This is a genomic window from Pseudomonas sp. OE 28.3 (genome assembly GCF_014268205.2).
GTDB classification, from domain to species: domain Bacteria; phylum Pseudomonadota; class Gammaproteobacteria; order Pseudomonadales; family Pseudomonadaceae; genus Aquipseudomonas; species Aquipseudomonas edaphica.
In genome coordinates this window covers 4,368,211-4,385,210 of the sequence record NZ_CP077082.1, presented here as the reverse complement: position 1 = coordinate 4,385,210, position 17,000 = coordinate 4,368,211, and the positions used below count along the sequence as shown (strand labels likewise).

Below are 17,000 nucleotides of genomic sequence, written 5' to 3'. Positions count from 1 at the left end.
ATTGCCCGACGATTTAGGCGCTTACATAGGTAGTAACAGCTCTGTCGAATAAAAAAATCGACGGTTGATGCAAGACTTCTTTAAAAGTAGATGAGAATTACTATAAATTGCACGCACTCAAACTGCCATCATCCATGGCCTGTCTTCGTAAGCACTCAAGGAACTGATGCCGTCCCCCCAGACGGTCGGGAGTCATGTTGGAAAACTACTATCGCGAGCTGGTGTGTTTCCTCAACGCCAAGCTGGGCAACCGTCAGGTGGCCGAAGATGTGGTGCATGACGCCTACGTGCGAGTACTGGAGCGCGCCAGCGACACGCCGATCGAACAGCCGCGCGCGTTTTTGTACCGTACTGCGCTGAACCTGGTGATCGACGGCCATCGGCGCAATGCCTTGCGCCAGTCCGAGCCGCTGGAGGTGCTGGACAGCGAAGAACGCTTCGCCACCAGTTCGCCCCACGCCAGCCACGATCAGGCCCAGCGCCTGGCCCTGCTCGAACGTGCCCTGGCCGAGCTGCCCAGCGCCTGCCGAGACAGCTTCCTGCTGCGCAAGCTCGACGGCCTTTCTCACCCGCAGATCGCCGAGCGCCTGAGCATTTCCCGCAGCCTGGTGGAAAAACATATCGTCAACGCCATGAAGCATTGCCGGGTGCGCATGCGTGAGTGGGACGCGCACTGATCACAGATCAGTTAAATTTTATTTCATTGTCCTCGTTTCCTATCAACACATGGCCTGTTGTTCAGGCTTTGCAGGTATTCCCGCCCCACCGCCAAGGGGCTTATCCAGAGGACACTGGAATGACACAGGCAATTGCTTCGCCCGCGGTTCACGATCTGATCGGGATCGGTTTCGGCCCTTCGAACCTGGCGCTGGCCATCGCCCTGCAGGAGCGTGAAAAAGCCCAGGGCAAACTGGACGTGGTGTTTCTCGACAAGCAGGCCGACTACCGCTGGCACGGCAATACCCTGGTCACCCAGAGCGAACTGCAGATTTCGTTCCTCAAGGATCTGGTGACGCTGCGCAACCCCACCAGCCCGTACTCGTTCGTCAACTACCTGAAGGCCCACGACCGTTTGGTGGACTTCATCAACCTGGGCACTTTCTATCCGTGCCGCATGGAGTACAACGACTACCTGCGCTGGGTCGCCGGGCAGTTCCAGGCCCAGGCGCGGTATGGCGAGGAAGTGCTGGCCATCGAGCCGATCCTGCACCAGCAGCAGGTTGAAGCGTTGCGCGTAATTTCCCGTGATGCCCAGGGCGAACAGCATGTGCGCACCACCCGTTCGGTGGTGGTCAGCGCCGGCGGCACGCCACGTGTGCCGGAGGCGTTCAAGGCGCTCAAGGACGACGGCCGGGTGTTTCACCATTCCCAATACCTCGAGCGCATGGCCCAGCAGCCGTGCGTGGACGGCAAGCCTATGCGCATTGCCATCATCGGCGGCGGGCAGAGCGCGGCCGAAGCCTTTATCGACCTCAACGACAGCTTCCCGTCGGTGCAGGTGGACATGATCCTGCGCGGTTCGGCGCTCAAACCGGCGGACGACAGCCCATTCGTCAACGAAGTGTTCTCGCCGGCCTTTACCGACCTGGTGTTCCAGCAAGTCGGCGCCGAGCGTGAGCGCCTGGTGGCCGAGTACCAGAACACCAACTATTCGGTGGTCGACCTGGACCTGATCGAGCGCATCTACGGGATTTTTTACCGCCAGAAAGTCTCCGGTATCAACCGCCAGGCCTTCCGCACCATGACCGTGGTCGAGCAAGCCACGGCCGGGCCGCTGGGCATCGAACTGGTGCTGCGCAACAACGCCAACGGCGACACCAGCGTGAGCCATTACGATGCGGTGATCCTGGCCACCGGCTATGAGCGCCAGATGCACCGCGAACTGCTGGCGCCCCTGCAAGCCTATATGGGCGACTTCGAAGTGGCCCGCGACTATCGGATCGTCACCGACGAGCGCTGCAAGGCCGGTATCTATATCCAGGGGTTCAGCCAGGCCAGCCATGGTTTGAGCGACACCTTGCTGTCGGTACTGCCGATTCGGGCCGATGAGATTGCCGCCTCGTTGTATGAAAACGATCGTCACCGTGGCAAGGCGCGCTCGGTGCAGGATTTACTGCTGGCCACTGCCAGCTGATTACTGTGGCGAGGGAGCTTGCTCCCGCTCGGGTGCGTAGCGCCCGCACGTTTTTGGGGCCGCTTCGCAGCCCAGCGGGAGCAAGCTCCCTCGCCACAAAAGGCGCGCTCCTACAGACGGCACTTGTGACAACGTCGGGCTATTGGTACTGTACAAAAAACCAGTATCGGTAGCCCTTCATGCAGTTGATCGAAAAACTCAGCATCCTCGCCGACGCCGCCAAGTACGACGCTTCCTGCGCCAGCAGTGGCGCGCCCAAGCGCAGCTCCGAGGGCAAGGCCGGGCTGGGTTCTACCGATGGCATGGGCATTTGCCACAGCTACACGCCGGACGGGCGTTGTGTGTCGTTGCTCAAGGTGTTGCTCACCAATTTCTGCCTGTACGACTGCCAATACTGCGTCAACCGCCGCTCCAGCGACGTGCCCCGTGCGCGTTTCAGCCCGGAGGAGGTGGTTACCCTGACCCTGGACTTCTACAAACGCAATTGCGTCAGCGGGCTGTTTCTCAGCTCCGGCATCATCCGCTCGGCCGACTACACCATGGAGCAACTGGTTCGAGTCGCCAAACTGTTGCGCGAAGAGCATGACTTTCGCGGTTACATCCACCTCAAGACCATTCCCGAAGCCGACCCTGCGCTGATCGTCGAAGCCGGGCGTTATGCCGATCGCCTCAGCGTGAACATCGAGTTGCCCACCGACGCCAGCCTGCAAACCCTGGCGCCGGAGAAGCAGATCGGCTCGATCAAGCAAGCCATGCAGACCATCTACACCGGCGAGCAGACGGTGTTCAACGAACCGCGCGCACCGCGTTTTGCGCCAGCGGGGCAGAGCACGCAGATGATCGTCGGCGCCGATGACACCGACGACAGCACCATCCTGCACGGTGCCGAGGCACTGTATGGCAACTACAAGCTGCGGCGCGTGTATTACTCGGCGTTCAGCCCCATCCCCAACAGCCCCAAAAGTGTGCCGCTGGCCGCGCCGCCGCTGATGCGTGAACACCGCCTGTACCAGGCCGACTTTCTGCTGCGCAGTTACGGTTTCAGCGCCAATGAGCTGTTCGAAGGCCCAGGCCATCTGGCGCTGGATATCGACCCCAAGCTGGCTTGGGCGCTGGAGCACCGCGAGGTGTTCCCGCTGGACCTGAACCGCGCCGAACCCACGCTGATCGCGCGTATCCCCGGCATTGGTCTGCGTACCACCCAGCGCCTGGTCGACCTGCGCCGCGAACGCAAAATTCGCTTTGAAGACCTGGCGCGCATGCGTTGCGTGCTGGCCAAGGCCAAGCCGTTTTTCATCACCAGCGACTACCACCCGCAACAGGCGGACAGCACCAGCGTGTTGCTGCGCGAGCAACTGCGCGACCGCCCGCAGCCGCAACAGATGGGGCTGTGGGGATGATCAGCCTGGAATGCGACAACCTCTTCAGCACCTGGCGCGAGCAGGCGCGCTGGCTGCTCAGCCATCAGGTCGACCCCAGCCAGGTGAGCTGGGGCGAGGCCGAAGTGGCGGACCTGTTTGCCACGGACGTGCCTGTGCCTGAGCAGCTCGGGCCGTTTCAGGCACGAATCCCCAAGGCGTTGCTGGAGTTGTTGGAATCGGCCGCGTGTTACCACGGTGATCAGCGTTGGAGCCTGTTGTATGAGGTGTTGTGGCGTGTCAGCCATGGCGACCGCACCGCGATGCTGGCCGGGGACAAGTTGGGCAGTGAGTTACAGCGGCGCATCAAACAGGTCAGCCGCGAGGCCCATCACCTGCATGCGTTTGTACGGTTTATTGCCTTGCCAGCAGAGGCTGGGCCGCAACTGCCGGAGTATGTGGCGTGGCATGAGCCGGCCCATGACATCTTGAAGTCCGCCAGCCAGCATTTTGTCGGGCGCATGGGCCGCCATCGCTGGATGATCGCAACGCCCTTGGACGGTGTGTATTACGACGGTGAGCAGTTGATTCATCAACGCCAGTGCCCTGAAGCATGGCAACAATTGGCGCAGAATATCGAAGACCCACACAGCGCGATGTGGCTGACCTATTACAGCCATATCTTCAACCCGGCGCGGTTGAACCCCAAAGTGATGGAAGGGCATTTGCCCAGCCGGTTCTGGAAGAATCTGCCGGAGGGCAAGCTGATACCGGGGTTGATCAGCGAGGCGCGCACGGGCAAGCAGAAGGATGGGCAGGCGAAGCTGATCGGGGCCAGGCCGGGCAAGAAAATCTCAAGCGGGCACAGTTAAAAATGTGGGAGCTGGCTCGATGATCGTTCCCACGCTCTGCGTGGGAATGCCGCCCTGGACGCTCCGCGTCTGCTTTGAGGTCGTGATGCGGAGCGTCACTGGATGCATTCCCACGCGGAGCGTGGGAACGATCTATGGGCAGGCGAAGCTTATTGGCGCCAGGCCGGGCAAGAAAATCTCAAGCGGGCACAGTTAAAAATGTGGGAGCTGGCTCGATGATCGTTCCCACGCTCTGCGTGGGAATGCCGCCCTGGACGCTCCGCGTCCGCTTTGAGGTCGTGACGCGGAGCGTCACTGGATGCATTCCCACGCGGAGCGTGGGAACGATCTATGGGCAGGCGAAGCTGATCGGGGCCAGGCCGGGCAAGAAAATCTCAAGCGGGCACAGTTAAAAATGTGGGAGCTGGCTCGATGATCGTTCCCACGCTCTGCGTGGGAGTGCCGCCCTGGACGCTCCGCGTCCGCTTTGAGGTCGTGACGCGGAGCGTCACAGGATGCATTCCCACGCGGAGCGTGGGAACGATCTAGCGTGGGTTTCAGGCCAGTTCGGTCGCGGTGTTTTTGACCACCGCCAACTCCGGGTGCGCCACCAACTTATCGATGTGCAGCTCATCGTTGTTCAACCAGGTCTCCGTCAGCACCCGGTAATGCTCCATATCCCGGCAGCGCATGCGCAAGCTGTAGTCGAACGGCCCGCTGATCAGTTGGCACTCGAACACCTGCGGGCAGGCTTTGACGCAGGCCTCAAAGGCCTTCTGCGCCGAGCGCCCGCTCTGATTGGACAAGGCCACCAGCACCAGCAGCGACAGCCCTGGCGAGACCATCTGCACATCGATGATCGCCCCATAGCCACGGATCACCCCGCGTCGCTCCAGCTTGCGCACCCGTTCCAGGCACGGCCTGGGTGTCAGGTGTACAAGCGAGGAAAGCTTTTCGTAGGTGATACGCCCCTGGTGGCGCAACACGTCGATGATCGCCTCATCGATGCGGTCCAGCGTGGGCGAAGAGTGGGGTCCGTTGGCCTTGGTATCCATGAGTTCACTTCAAACGGTTGGAAAGAAATTGCTGCAAGCGTTCGCTGTTGGGATGGTCGAGGATCTCGGCGCCGCCTTGTTCCTCGACTCGGCCCTGGTGCAAAAACAGCACTTGGCTGGACACCTGGCGGGCAAAGCCCATTTCGTGGGTGACCATCAGCATGGTACGACCTTCCTCGGCCAACGTCTGTATGACTTTGAGGACTTCTCCTACAAGTTCCGGGTCCAGCGCTGAGGTCGGTTCATCGAACAGAATAATTTCCGGCTCCATCGCCAATGCCCTTGCGATGGCCACGCGTTGTTGCTGGCCGCCGGACAGAAACGCCGGGTATTGATCGGCCACGCGGCCGGGCAGGCCGACCTTGTCCAGGTACAGGCGTGCGCGTTTTTCCGCCTCTGCCGCGCTCACGTCCAACACCCGGCGCGGGGCCATGGTGATGTTTTCCAGCACGGTCATGTGGCTCCACAGGTTGAAGTGCTGGAACACCATGGCCAGGCGTGTGCGCAGGTTTTGCAGTTGTTCCTGGTGCGGCGCGCGGGTGCCGGCGCGGCCCTGGCGCATTTCGATGCTGATGCCATCGAGGGTGATGACCCCGGCGTCCGGCTGTTCGAGAAAGTTGATGCAGCGCAGCATCGTGCTTTTGCCCGAACCGCTGGCGCCGATCAGGCTGATGACGTCGCCGTTGCGTGCATTGAGGGACACGCCCTTGAGCACTTCGTGGTCGCCGTAACGTTTGTGGATGCCTTCGACTTGAAGCTTGATCGCAGCGGTTGCCGGTTTGGCAACGGGGGCGTCAACAGGGTAAGCGGCCAGGGCCTGCGCGGACTGATTCATGAGTTAGCCTCGGGTAGGAACAAGAAAACGCATCCAGCGACGTTCGGCCAGTCGGAACAGGCCCACCAGTGCAAAGGACAGCAGCATGTAGAGCAGGGCGGCGATGCCGAAAGCCTGGAACGTCAGGAACGTCTCGGCGTTGGCGTCGCGGGCGACCTTGAGGATATCGGCGACGGTGGCGGTAAAGGCCAGCGAGGTAGCGTGCAACATCAGGATCATTTCATTGCTGTAGGCTGGCAGCGCACGGCGCAGCGCGGCGGGCACCACCACAAACAGGTTGAGGCGCCAGCCGTGCAGGCCATAGGCACGCGCAGCTTCGATTTCGCCGTGGGGAATGTTGCGGATCGCCCCGGCGAAGATTTCCACGGTATAGGCGCAGGTGTTGAGCACAAACGCCAGCAACGTGCAGTTGAGCGCATTACGGAAAAACTGATTAAGTAGCGCGTTGTTCTGCACCACTTCCAGGCTGTAAAGCCCGGTGTAGCAAATCAGCAATTGGATATACAGCGGCGTGCCACGAAACAGATAGGTGTAGACCTCCACCGGCCAGCGCAGCCAGACGTGCTGCGAGACGCGCGCCAGCGCCAGCGGGATCGACAGGACAAAACCTGCGACCACCGAGATGATAAACAGCCACAAGGTCATGGCGACTCCGGACAACCCTGTGCCATCGCTGAACAGGTAGGCCAGGCCGTATTGCTGGAACAGTTCGATCATCGCGCCATCCCCTTGATGCCGAGGTTGTAGCGCCGTTCGAGGCGCTTGAAGATGCGGTTGGAGAGGGTGGTGATCACCAGGTACACCAGGCCCGCGAGGATCAGGAAGTACAGTGGCTCATTGGTGGTCTTGCCCGCGTTTTGCGCAGCCTTGACCAGGTCCGACAGGCCGATGATCGACACCAGCGCCGTGGACTTGAGCAGCACCAGCCAGTTGTTGCCCAGGCCCGGCAGGGCAAAGCGCATCAGTTGCGGGAACAGCACCAGGTGAAAGCGCTGCCAGCGGCTCAGGCCGTAGGCGGTGGCGGCTTCCAGTTGCCCGGCCGGCACACTGAGAATGGCGCCGCGAAAGTTTTCGGTGAAATACGCGCCGTAGATAAACCCCAGGGTGATCACCCCGGCGGTAAACGGATCGATTTCAAAGTAATCCCAGCCGAACACTTCGCTCAGGTCGTTGAGCCATAGTTGCAGGCTGTAGAAAATCAGCAGGATCAGCACCAGGTCCGGCACGCTGCGTATCAGCGTGGTGTACAGGGTGGCGGGCACGCGCAGCCATTTGGCGCTCGAAAGCTTGGCGCCGGCGGCGATCAGGCCCAGGGCGAGGCTCAGGGTCAGCGCCAGCAACGCCAGCTTGAGCGTCATCCAGGCACCCTGGGCCAGCATCGGGCCGTAGCCTTGCAGGTTGAGGAGTTCGTTCATTGAGGGGGTCTCAAATGGGCGTAGATATACCCCTGTGGGAGCGGGCTTTTGTGGCGAGGGAGCTTGCTCCCGTTCGACAGCGCAGCTGGCGCCGGCTTTTTTTGGAGCGCTTCGCACTCCAGCGCAAGCAAGCTTGCTCGCCACAAAAGCCAGCTCCCACAGGGGCCGAGGTGGGCCTATTCGTTGTAGATATCCTGATCGCCGAAGTACTTCTTCTGGATCTGTGCGTAGGTGCCATCGGCCTGCACGGCGGCGATGCCCTTATTGATCAGCGCACGCAGTTCGGCGTCGTTCTTGCGCAAGCCCATGGCGATATCCAGCGGCAAGGTCGGGTCCTTGAAGGCCGGGCCCGTCTTGTAGTCGGCGCCTTCAGGCTTGGACAGGAAGTTGAGCTGGGCTTCGAGCTTGTCGGTCAGGGTGGCGTCGAGGCGGCCGTTTTGCAGGTCGGCGTAGTTCTGCTCCTGGGACTGGTACGCCTTGATCTGCGCGCCGAGCCTGGCCAGGTGCGCACGTGCATAGGCTTCTTGCAGTGAACCTTGCAGCACGCCCACCTGCTTGCCTTTGAGCGACTCCGGCGTGTCGCCGAACTCGGCGTTTTTACGGGTGATCACCGAGGTGGGGCTGAGGAACAGGCGGTCGCTGAAGTCGATGACTTTTTTGCGAGCCGGTGTGACCGCCATGGACGACATGATCGCGTCGAACTTGCGCGCGCGCAGGGCCGGGATCATGCCGTCGAATTCGTTGTGCACCCAGGTGCATTTGACTTCGAGCTTGGCGCAGATGGCGTTGCCCAACTCGATATCAAAACCTTGCAGGCTGCCGTCGGCGGCGACGGACTCAAAGGGTGGGTACTCGGGGAATACGCCGAAGCGGATTTCTTTCCAGTCCTGGGCGTGGGCGGCGCTGGCGCACAGTGGCAACAGCAACGCGGCGAAGAGTGATCGCAATGGAGTCATGTGACAGTCCCTATATTTTGTAATTGATGTAAGGGCGGTGAATCGCTGGGAGCAGAGAATGCTTCATGGTGGTGCGTTTTTTGTGTCGTTTACCCCGTGCATAAAGCGCAAATTGCGCTGTTAAAAAGCGCAATGCAGCGGAATCGGCTGCGGTACGCGCAAAATCGGCTTTTGATTGATGTAAATCCGGCCTGCCTTGGGCGCAAAGCGGCAGGCCAGAGCGGTTTCAGGCGCGCTTTTTGTGCTGTACGCGTGGCTGTTGGGCCAGGCGTGCAAACAGGTCTTTCGGGTCGGCGAGGTCCGGCACCAGCTCAAGTGTGCTGCCCACATCCAGCGCCTTGGCCACGTCCAGCACGTAACGCAGGGCCGAGTAGTCTTCGATGGCAAAACCCACCGAGTCGAACAGCGTGACTTGGCGCGCGTTCTCGCGGCCGGGCTGCTGGCCATTGATCACTTGCCACAGCTCGGTCACCGGCGAATCTTCGGGCATGTGCTGGATTTCACCTTCGATACGGCTTTGCGGTTCGTACTCGACGATCACCCGGGCGCGCTCGACGATGCGGCGGTCCAGCTCGGTTTTGCCGGGGCAGTCGCCGCCCACGGCATTCAGGTGCATGCCCGGTTCGATCATGTCGTCGGTGAGGATGGTGGCGTAAGCCTTGTCCGCCGTGACGGTGGTGACGATGTCCGCGCCTTTGACCGCTTCGGCCACGCTGGCGGCCAGGATCACCTTGATCGCCGGGAACGCCTTGAGGTTGGCCGCCAGCTTGGCAGTGGCCTTGGCGTCGATATCGAACAGGCGGATTTCGGTGATACCGAGCATGGCGTGGAAGGCCAGGGCCTGGAACTCGCTTTGCGAGCCGTTGCCGATCAACGCCATGCTGCGGCTGTTGTCGCGCGCCAGGTAACGGGCTACCAGGGCAGAGGTGGCCGCGGTGCGGATCGCGGTGGTCAGGGTCATTTCGGCCAGCAGCACCGGCTTGCCGGTGTCGACATCGCCCAGGGCGCCAAAGGCCATCACTGTGAGCATGCCGGCCAGGGTGTTCTTCGGGTGGCCGTTCACGTACTTGAAGGCGTACAGCGAGGCGTCGGACACCGGCATCAGCTCGATCACGCCGTCCGGCGAATGGTTGGCCAGGCGCGCGCACTTTTCGAAGTCCTGCCAGCGCAGGTAGTCGGCGCGGATGTATTCGGCCATTTCGCTGATGCAGGTTTGCAGGCCTTTTTGTGAAACCAGGTAGCTGAGGTCGTTGACGTCGATATAACGGGTCATGGCAAGACTCCTTATTGAAATGAGGCGCGGGCGGGCAGGTGCACTTCCGCCAGCATGCAGCGGGCACTGCCGCCGCCGATGCGTTCGATGTTGTCGATGTTCACCACCACCGGGCGGGTGTGGCGTTCTACATGCGTGCGCTGGGCCGGGTGCAGGGCGCTCCAGGCGCTGGCCGACATAACCAGCAGCGGCTGGCCGTCACGGTCGTGGACTTCAAGCATGTTGCCGGCGAAGGCTTCGAGCTGGTCGAAGTCGAGGGCAAGGATGTCTTTGCCGGTGTCGCGCAGCGAGCGTTCCAGGGCCTGGCGTTCGCTGGCATCGGGCAGGGCTTGCAGGCACACCACCGAGAGGTCGCGGCCGACACTCATCATCACGTTGCTGTGGTAGATCGGCGCGTGGTGGCGGTCGACGGCGTGGAAGACGCAGAGTTGGTAGTCGAGGCGTTCGGCGAACTGGCGCAAGGCGTCTTGGTGGGTGCGCCCGGAGTGGCAGGCATAGCTGATACGGTGCTGGCGGTCGAGCACCATGCTGCCGGTGCCTTCGAGGAAGATGTTCTGTTGTTCGAGGGGGCTGAGGTCGATGGTGCTATGGATCGCAAAACGCTGCTCCAGCACTTGCAGCACACCTTTGTTGCGCTCCAGTCGTCGGTTCTGGCCTTCCATCGGGTACAGCACCAGGCTGCCATCGGCGTGGCTGCTCCACCAGTTGTTGGGGAAGATCGAGTCGGGCGTGTGGGGCGCCGGGGTGTCTTGCACCACCAGCACCTCTACGCCATGTTGGCGCAGGGTATCGACATAGCCGTCGAACTCCTGCAGCGCTTTTTGCTGCGCGCTCAGCGGGTCAAGTGGCTGGCGTTGGAAGTGGTTGTTGATCGCGGTATCCGGGTTGAAGGCAAAGCGCGCCGGGCGAATCATCAAGACGGTGTTGGTGGTTTGCATGGGGGCACGAATCCATGGGTTGAGCAGTGGGGCTATTTTGTGCGCTGTGGCGGGTGAATCCCGGCTGATATAGCGGGGCGGCTCAGCCGGGAAAGCTGAAAAGTGGGGTAGGGCAGCCGAATCGGCTGGCGAGTTGAAATGCAATCAAACTGTTGGAGCTGGCTTGCCTGCGATGGCGGTCTGTCTGCGCCAGATGCGCTGACTGACAGACCGCTATCGCAGGCAAGCCAGCTCCCACATTAGTATGGTGGCGGTCGCGAAACCCGAGCCAGGAAGGAGAATGCATGTCTACCGCTGTTCGTCTTGCCCAACCCACCGATGCCGAGGGCATCAGCCAGGTCATCCTGGCAGCCTTGCACAGCAGCAATGCGCGGGACTACCCGGCAGATGTGATTGCTCGGGTTGCCAGCAACTTCACACCCGACGCCGTGCTGGCCTTGCTCCAGCGCCGGGTGGTGCTGGTGGCGACCCAGGATCAGATGATCGTCGCCACCGCCGCCCTTGATGGCAATGTGGTGCGCTCGGTATTCGTCAACCCGGCGTTGCAAGGGCAGGGCATTGGCCGGCTGCTGATGATCGAGATTGAGCTGCGGGCCGTTGAAGCCGGGGTGACGGTCCTGAGCGTGCCGTCATCGCTGACGGCCGAGCCGTTTTATACCAAGCTGGGCTTTCACACGGTACGCGACGTTTACCATGGCAATGAGCGCACGCTCGTGATGGAGAAGGCCTTGTTATCGCGCCATCCCATCGGGCCATATCGCGATCGTCCGCACCGATCCCAGGTGGTGGCGCTTTGGCAGCAGGCGTTTGGCTATGACACCGCGCACAACCTGCCAAGCCTGGCAATCGACAAAAAGCTGGCGGTAAACGATGGGTTGTTCTTTGTGGCGACGGATAAAAAGGCCGTGATCGGCACTATTCTGGCCGGCTATGACGGGCATCGCGGCTGGTTGTATTCGGTGGCGGTGCACCGCGATTATCGTCGGCAGGGCCTGGGTGCTTCGCTGGTGCGCTATGCCGAGCAGGCGTTGACTGCGTTGGGTTGCATGAAAATCAACCTGCAGATTACGGGCGGCAATGACGCGGTGGTGGGGTTCTACGAGGCGTTGGGGTATGGGGTGGAGCCGAGGATCAGCATGGGCAAGAAGATTGCGGTGAATATTCCCAAGGACGTGTGAGCACACCGAAATCAAATGTGGGAGCTGGCAAGCCCACTCCCACATTGGGTTTTGCGTTTTTTGGGGTTAGACCTTGACGATCCAACCCTCTGGCGCTTCAACGTCGCCGGTCTGCACGCCGGTCAGTTCTTTGTAGAGCGCCTGGGTGATCGGGCCCACTTCGGTTTCGCTGTGGAACACGTGCAGCTTGCCGTCGTACTGGATGCCGCCGATTGGCGAGATCACGGCAGCGGTGCCGCAGGCGCCGGCTTCCTTGAACTGGTCCAGTTTGTCGATGAACACGTCGCCCTCGACCACTTTCAGGCCCAGGCGGGTCTCGGCCAGTTCGATCAGCGACAGGCGGGTGATGCCTGGCAGCACCGAAGGCGACTTCGGCGTGATGAACTGGTTGTCGCGGGTGATACCAAAGAAGTTGGCCGAACCGACTTCCTCGATTTTCGAGTGGGTCATCGGGTCCAGGTAGATCGCGTCGGCGAAACCGGATTTCCTTGCTTCAGCGCCCGGCATCAGGCTGGCGGCATAGTTGCCACCGACCTTGGCGGCGCCGGTGCCCTGTGGCGCAGCGCGGTCGAACGTGGAGATCTGGAAATTGTGTGGCACCAGGCCGCCCTTGAAGTAGGCGCCGACCGGGATGGCGAATACCGAGAAGATAAACTCCGGTGCGCTACGCACGCCGATGTTTTCACCGGTGCCGATCACGAACGGGCGCAGGTACAGCGCGCCGCCACTGCCGTACGGCGGGATGAACCGCTCGTTGGCCTTGACCACTTGTTTGCAGGCTTCGATGAAGTCTTCGGTGGTCACATGCGGCATCAGCAAGCGTGCGCAGCTGCGTTGCATACGGGCGGCGTTCTGGTCCGGACGGAACAGGTTGATCGAGCCGTCCTTGCAGCGGTAGGCCTTGAGGCCTTCAAAGCACTGCTGGCCATAGTGCAGGGCGGTGGAACCCTCGCTGATGTGCAGCACGTTGTCGTCGGTCAGGGTGCCCGCTTGCCACTCGCCGTTTTTCCAGGTTTGGAGAAACCGTTTGTCGGTCTTGATGTAGTCAAAACCCAGCTTGTCCCAATTGATGCTTTCGTTACCCATGACACCCTCTATCTCTGGTCAACCGCCTGGTCGAAGGCAGGCTTGTCGGTTTTTTACTGGATGGGCGCAACAATACTTCATTCTTGGCCGGTGTGGGAGCAGGTGGGCGGACCATTGAGCGTGTGTATTGGCTGATACACCGCTATCGCAGGCAAGCCAGCTCCCACATTTGGAATACATTGCCCTGTGGGAGCTGGCTTGCCTGCGATGGCCTACAGGTGCAGCGCGTGCCCCAATGCTCTTAAAGCCGCTTCCTGAACCGCTTCGCCGAGGGTCGGATGCGCATGGATCGTGCCCGCCACATCTTCCAGGCGCGAACCCATCTCCAGGCACAGGCCAAAGGCCGTAGACAGCTCGGACACACCAACCCCCACCGCCTGCCAGCCGACAATCAGGTGGTTGTCACGCCGCGCGACCACGCGCACAAAGCCGGTTTTAGACTCCAGGGTCATCGCCCGGCCATTGGCCGCAAACGGGAAGCTCGACACGATGCAGTCGAGGCCAGCCGCCTTGGCTTCGTCCGGGGTCTTGCCGACCACCACCAGTTCCGGGTCGGTGAAGCACACCGCCGGGATGGCGGCCGGGTTGAATTCGCGGTGTTTGCCGCTGATCAGTTCGGCGACCATCTCGCCCTGGGCCATGGCCCGGTGCGCCAGCATCGGCTCACCGCTCAGGTCGCCGATGGCGTACACATTGCGCATGCTGGTCTGGCAACGGTTGTCGATCTTGATCGCCGCGCCGTTCATCGCCAGGTTCAGCGCTTCGAGGTTCCAGCCCTGGGTGTTGGGTTTGCGGCCCACGGCCACCAGCACCTGATCGGTTTGCAGCGACAGCGTGTCGCCGTTCGGGTCACGTACCTGCAGGCTGTTGTTTTCGAAACCGGTGACGCTGTGGCTGAGGTACAGCTTGACCCCCAACTGCTTGAGCGATTCGGCCACCGGCAGCGTCAGTTCGCCATCGTAGGCCGGCAGGATACGCTCCTGTGCCTCGACCACACTGACCTCGGCGCCGAGCTTGCGATAGGCAATGCCCAGCTCCAGGCCGATATAGCCGCCGCCCACCACAATCAGGCGCTTGGGCACGCGGGTCGGCGCCAGTGCTTCGGTTGACGAGATGATCGGCCCGCCAATCGGCAGCATCGGCAGGTTGACGCTTTTCGAGCCGGTGGCCAGCAGCAGGTGCTCGCACTGAATGCGCTGGTCGCCGACGTCGACGGTCTTGCCGTCCACCACCTTGGCCCAGCCGTGGATCACCTGCACTTTATGCTTCTTGATCAAGGCGGCCACGCCGGTGGTCAGGCGATCAACAATGCCGTCTTTCCATTCCACGCTCTTGCGGATGTCCAGGGTCGGCACATCCACTTCAATACCCAACTGCGAACCCTGGCTGTGGTGCACGGTTTGCTGGAACTGCTCGGCCACGTGGATCAGGGCTTTGGAGGGAATGCAGCCGATGTTCAGGCACGTGCCGCCGAGCGCCTGGCCCTCGACCAGAATGGTCGGGATGCCCAGCTGGCCGGCGCGGATCGCCGCCACATAACCGCCGGGGCCGCCGCCGATAATCAGCAGCGTGGTGTTCAATGTCTGAGGCATGCCTTACTCCAAAAACAGGCTGGCGGGTTGTTCGAGCAGGCCACGAATGGCCTGGATGAATTGCGCCGCGTCCATGCCGTCGACCACACGGTGATCGAAGGAGCTGGAGAGGTTCATCATCTTGCGCACCACGATCTGGCCTTTGATTACCATCGGCCGTTCAACGATGCGGTTGACGCCGACAATGGCGACTTCCGGCAGGTTCAGCACCGGCGTGCTGACAATGCCGCCCAACGCGCCGAGGCTGGTCAGGGTGATGGTCGAGCCCGACAGTTCATCACGACTGGCCTTGCCATTGCGCGCGGCGCTGGCCAAACGCGCAATTTCCTCGGCATTGCCCCACAGGCTGCGGGCTTCGGCGTGACGTACCACCGGCACCATCAGGCCCACATCGCTTTGGGTAGCGACGCCCACATGCACCGCGCCCAGGCGGGTGATGACTTGGGCTTCGTCGTCGTAGCGTGCGTTGATCTGCGGGAAGTCGCGCAACGCCACGACCATGGCGCGCACGATAAACGGCAGCAAGGTCAATTTGCCGCGGGTGGCGCCGTGCTTCTCATTAAGGTGCACGCGCAGCTCGTCCAGCGCCGTGACGTCGATTTCTTCCACGTAGCTGAAATGCGCGGCGCGGCGGGTGGCGTCCTGCATGCGCTGGGCGATCTTGCGGCGCATGCCGATCACCGGGATCTGTTCTTCGCTGTTGCGTTCGGCGTAAGGGTTGGCGGTTGCCGAAGCCTGGGTTGCACCTTGTTGCAGGTAAGCGTCCAGATCTTCGTGCAGCACCCGACCTGCCGGGCCGCTGCCCTGCACCAGACGCAGCTGAATGCCGGCATCCAGCGCGTGTTTGCGCACGGCAGGCGAAGCTAACGGGCGTTCGTTCGCGTCACGCGCAACCGGTGCCGCAGCAGGTTTGGCAACTGGCTTTGCTTCAGCCACAGGCGCAGGCGCTGGCTTGGCTTCAACCACCGGCGCTGGCGCAGCTTTCACCGGCTCAGCCACCACCGGCGCATCCTTGGCATTCCCGGCGCCTTCGACTTCAATGCTGATCAAAATACTGCCCACCGCCATGACTTCGCCGGGCTCGCCGCCCAGAGAAATCACTTTGCCGTGCACCGGCGAGGGAATGTCCACCATCGCCTTGTCGGTCATCACATCCGCCAGCACCTGGTCTTCAACCACCAGGTCGCCGACTTTTACATGCCATACCGACAGTTCAACTTCTGCAATGCCTTCGCCAATGTCCGGCATCTTGATAACGTGCGTGCCCATTCAGACCTCCATGACCCGTTTCAACGCCGCGCCCACGCGGGACGGCCCTGGGAAATACGCCCACTCTTGCGCGTGCGGGTAGGGCGTGTCCCAACCGGTGACGCGTTCGATCGGCGCTTCCAGGTGATGGAAGCAATGCTCTTGCACCAGCGACACCAGTTCGGCACCAAAGCCGCAGGTGCGGGTGGCTTCATGCACCACCACGCAACGGCCGGTCTTTTTCACCGAGTTGACGATGGTTTCCAGGTCCAGCGGCCACAGGCTGCGCAGGTCGATGACCTCGGCGTCGATGCCGGTTTCTTCGGCGGCGACTTGCGACACGTATACGGTGGTGCCGTAGGTCAGCACCGTCACCGCCGAGCCCGGGCGCACGATGGCGGCCACGTCCAGCGGCACGGTGTAGTAACCGTCCGGCACTTGCGCTTGCGGGTGTTTGGACCAGGGTGTGACCGGGCGATCGTGATGGCCATCGAACGGGCCGTTGTACAGGCGCTTAGGCTCGAGGAAGATCACCGGGTCGTCGTTTTCGATCGAGGCGATCAACAGACCCTTGGCGTCATACGGGTTGGACGGCATCACCGTGCGCAGGCCGCAGACCTGGGTGAACACCGCTTCAATACTCTGGCTGTGGGTCTGGCCGCCGTAGATGCCGCCGCCGCACGGCATGCGCATGGTCAAGGGTGCGGTGAACTGGCCGGCCGAGCGATAACGCAGGCGGGCGGCTTCGGAGATGATCTGGTCGGTGGCCGGGTACACGTAGTCAGCGAATTGAATCTCGGCGACCGGGCGCAGGCCGTAGGCCCCCATGCCCACGGCAACGCCGACGATGCCGCTTTCGGAGATCGGCGCGTCAAACACCCGCGAGCTGCCGTACTTGTTCTGCAAACCTTCGGTGCAACGGAATACGCCGCCGAAGTAGCCGACGTCCTGGCCGAACACCACCACGTTATCGTCACGCTCAAGCATCACATCCATGGCCGAGCGCAGGGCCTGGATCATGGTCATGGTGGTGGTGGTCATGGCGGTTTCCAATTCGATGCTGTTGTTGTGATCGTTCATG

General features: G+C 61.7%; 16 protein-coding genes. 5 read left to right on the top strand and 11 right to left on the bottom strand.

Going from position 1 to position 17,000, the window contains the following annotated elements; genetic code table 11:
- Positions 1–194 precede the first annotated feature (194 nt).
- The 4 genes from HU759_RS19600 (at position 195) to HU759_RS19585 (ending at position 4,364) form a co-directional block, all read left to right on the top strand.
- Complete coding sequence (locus HU759_RS19600; RefSeq protein ID WP_017136268.1) at positions 195–677, top strand: sigma-70 family RNA polymerase sigma factor; 483 nt, start codon at positions 195–197, stop codon at positions 675–677.
- A gap of 119 nt (positions 678–796) precedes the next feature.
- Positions 797–2,134: a SidA/IucD/PvdA family monooxygenase gene (locus HU759_RS19595; protein WP_017136267.1), complete on the top strand. Its 1,338-nt coding sequence runs from the start codon at positions 797–799 to the stop codon at positions 2,132–2,134.
- A gap of 179 nt (positions 2,135–2,313) precedes the next feature.
- Positions 2,314–3,534, top strand: coding sequence for a putative DNA modification/repair radical SAM protein (locus HU759_RS19590; protein ID WP_017136266.1), 1,221 nt, complete (start codon positions 2,314–2,316; stop codon positions 3,532–3,534).
- The gene (locus HU759_RS19585; RefSeq protein ID WP_178929350.1) at positions 3,531–4,364 is read left to right on the top strand and encodes a TIGR03915 family putative DNA repair protein; all 834 of its coding nucleotides are present in this window, start codon (positions 3,531–3,533) and stop codon (positions 4,362–4,364) included. Before HU759_RS19590 ends, HU759_RS19585 begins: the two co-directional genes overlap by 4 nt.
- A gap of 536 nt (positions 4,365–4,900) precedes the next feature.
- On the opposite strand, the gene HU759_RS19580 is transcribed toward HU759_RS19585, so the two are convergent.
- The 7 genes from HU759_RS19580 to HU759_RS19550 form a co-directional block, all read right to left on the bottom strand.
- Positions 4,901–5,398, bottom strand: coding sequence for an Lrp/AsnC family transcriptional regulator (locus tag HU759_RS19580; RefSeq protein ID WP_003192319.1), 498 nt, complete (start codon positions 5,396–5,398; stop codon positions 4,901–4,903).
- 4 nt (positions 5,399–5,402) lie between these two features.
- Positions 5,403–6,233, bottom strand: coding sequence for an ATP-binding cassette domain-containing protein (locus HU759_RS19575; RefSeq protein ID WP_178111031.1), 831 nt, complete (start codon positions 6,231–6,233; stop codon positions 5,403–5,405).
- Positions 6,234–6,236: 3 nt separating this feature from the next.
- Positions 6,237–6,950 carry an ABC transporter permease gene (locus HU759_RS19570; protein WP_017136264.1) on the bottom strand — a complete coding sequence of 238 codons (714 nt, stop codon included), beginning with the start codon at positions 6,948–6,950 and terminating at the stop codon, positions 6,237–6,239.
- Complete coding sequence (locus HU759_RS19565) at positions 6,947–7,648, bottom strand: ABC transporter permease (protein ID WP_017136263.1); 702 nt, start codon at positions 7,646–7,648, stop codon at positions 6,947–6,949. The genes HU759_RS19570 and HU759_RS19565 overlap by 4 nt, the downstream gene beginning before the upstream one ends.
- Before the next feature lie 176 nt (positions 7,649–7,824).
- The gene (locus tag HU759_RS19560; protein ID WP_186618485.1) at positions 7,825–8,604 is read right to left on the bottom strand and encodes an ABC transporter substrate-binding protein; all 780 of its coding nucleotides are present in this window, start codon (positions 8,602–8,604) and stop codon (positions 7,825–7,827) included.
- 226 nt (positions 8,605–8,830) lie between these two features.
- On the bottom strand, positions 8,831–9,877 hold the full coding sequence (locus tag HU759_RS19555; protein WP_170040874.1) for an ornithine cyclodeaminase: 1,047 nt from the start codon (positions 9,875–9,877) through the stop codon (positions 8,831–8,833).
- Positions 9,878–9,888: 11 nt separating this feature from the next.
- Entirely contained in the window at positions 9,889–10,815 is a 927-nt protein-coding gene (locus tag HU759_RS19550; RefSeq protein ID WP_186618483.1) for an arginine deiminase-related protein, read from the bottom strand.
- Positions 10,816–11,099: 284 nt separating this feature from the next.
- Between HU759_RS19550 and HU759_RS19545 the strand changes: the two genes are divergently transcribed.
- Positions 11,100–11,993, top strand: a complete 894-nt coding sequence (locus tag HU759_RS19545) for a GNAT family acetyltransferase (RefSeq protein ID WP_080593749.1) — start codon at positions 11,100–11,102, stop codon at positions 11,991–11,993.
- Positions 11,994–12,059: 66 nt separating this feature from the next.
- Here HU759_RS19545 and HU759_RS19540 read toward each other — a convergent pair whose 3' ends face one another.
- The 4 genes from HU759_RS19540 to HU759_RS19525 form a co-directional block, all read right to left on the bottom strand.
- Positions 12,060–13,079, bottom strand: coding sequence for a branched-chain amino acid aminotransferase (locus HU759_RS19540; RefSeq protein ID WP_017136260.1), 1,020 nt, complete (start codon positions 13,077–13,079; stop codon positions 12,060–12,062).
- 212 nt (positions 13,080–13,291) lie between these two features.
- Positions 13,292–14,671 carry a dihydrolipoyl dehydrogenase gene (lpdA, locus tag HU759_RS19535; RefSeq protein ID WP_186618481.1) on the bottom strand — a complete coding sequence of 460 codons (1,380 nt, stop codon included), beginning with the start codon at positions 14,669–14,671 and terminating at the stop codon, positions 13,292–13,294.
- A gap of 3 nt (positions 14,672–14,674) precedes the next feature.
- Entirely contained in the window at positions 14,675–15,940 is a 1,266-nt protein-coding gene (locus tag HU759_RS19530; RefSeq protein WP_169988133.1) for a dihydrolipoamide acetyltransferase family protein, read from the bottom strand.
- Positions 15,941–16,999: an alpha-ketoacid dehydrogenase subunit beta gene (locus HU759_RS19525; RefSeq protein WP_138450567.1), complete on the bottom strand. Its 1,059-nt coding sequence runs from the start codon at positions 16,997–16,999 to the stop codon at positions 15,941–15,943. It abuts the gene before it with no gap.
- Position 17,000: the final 1 nt, after the last annotated feature.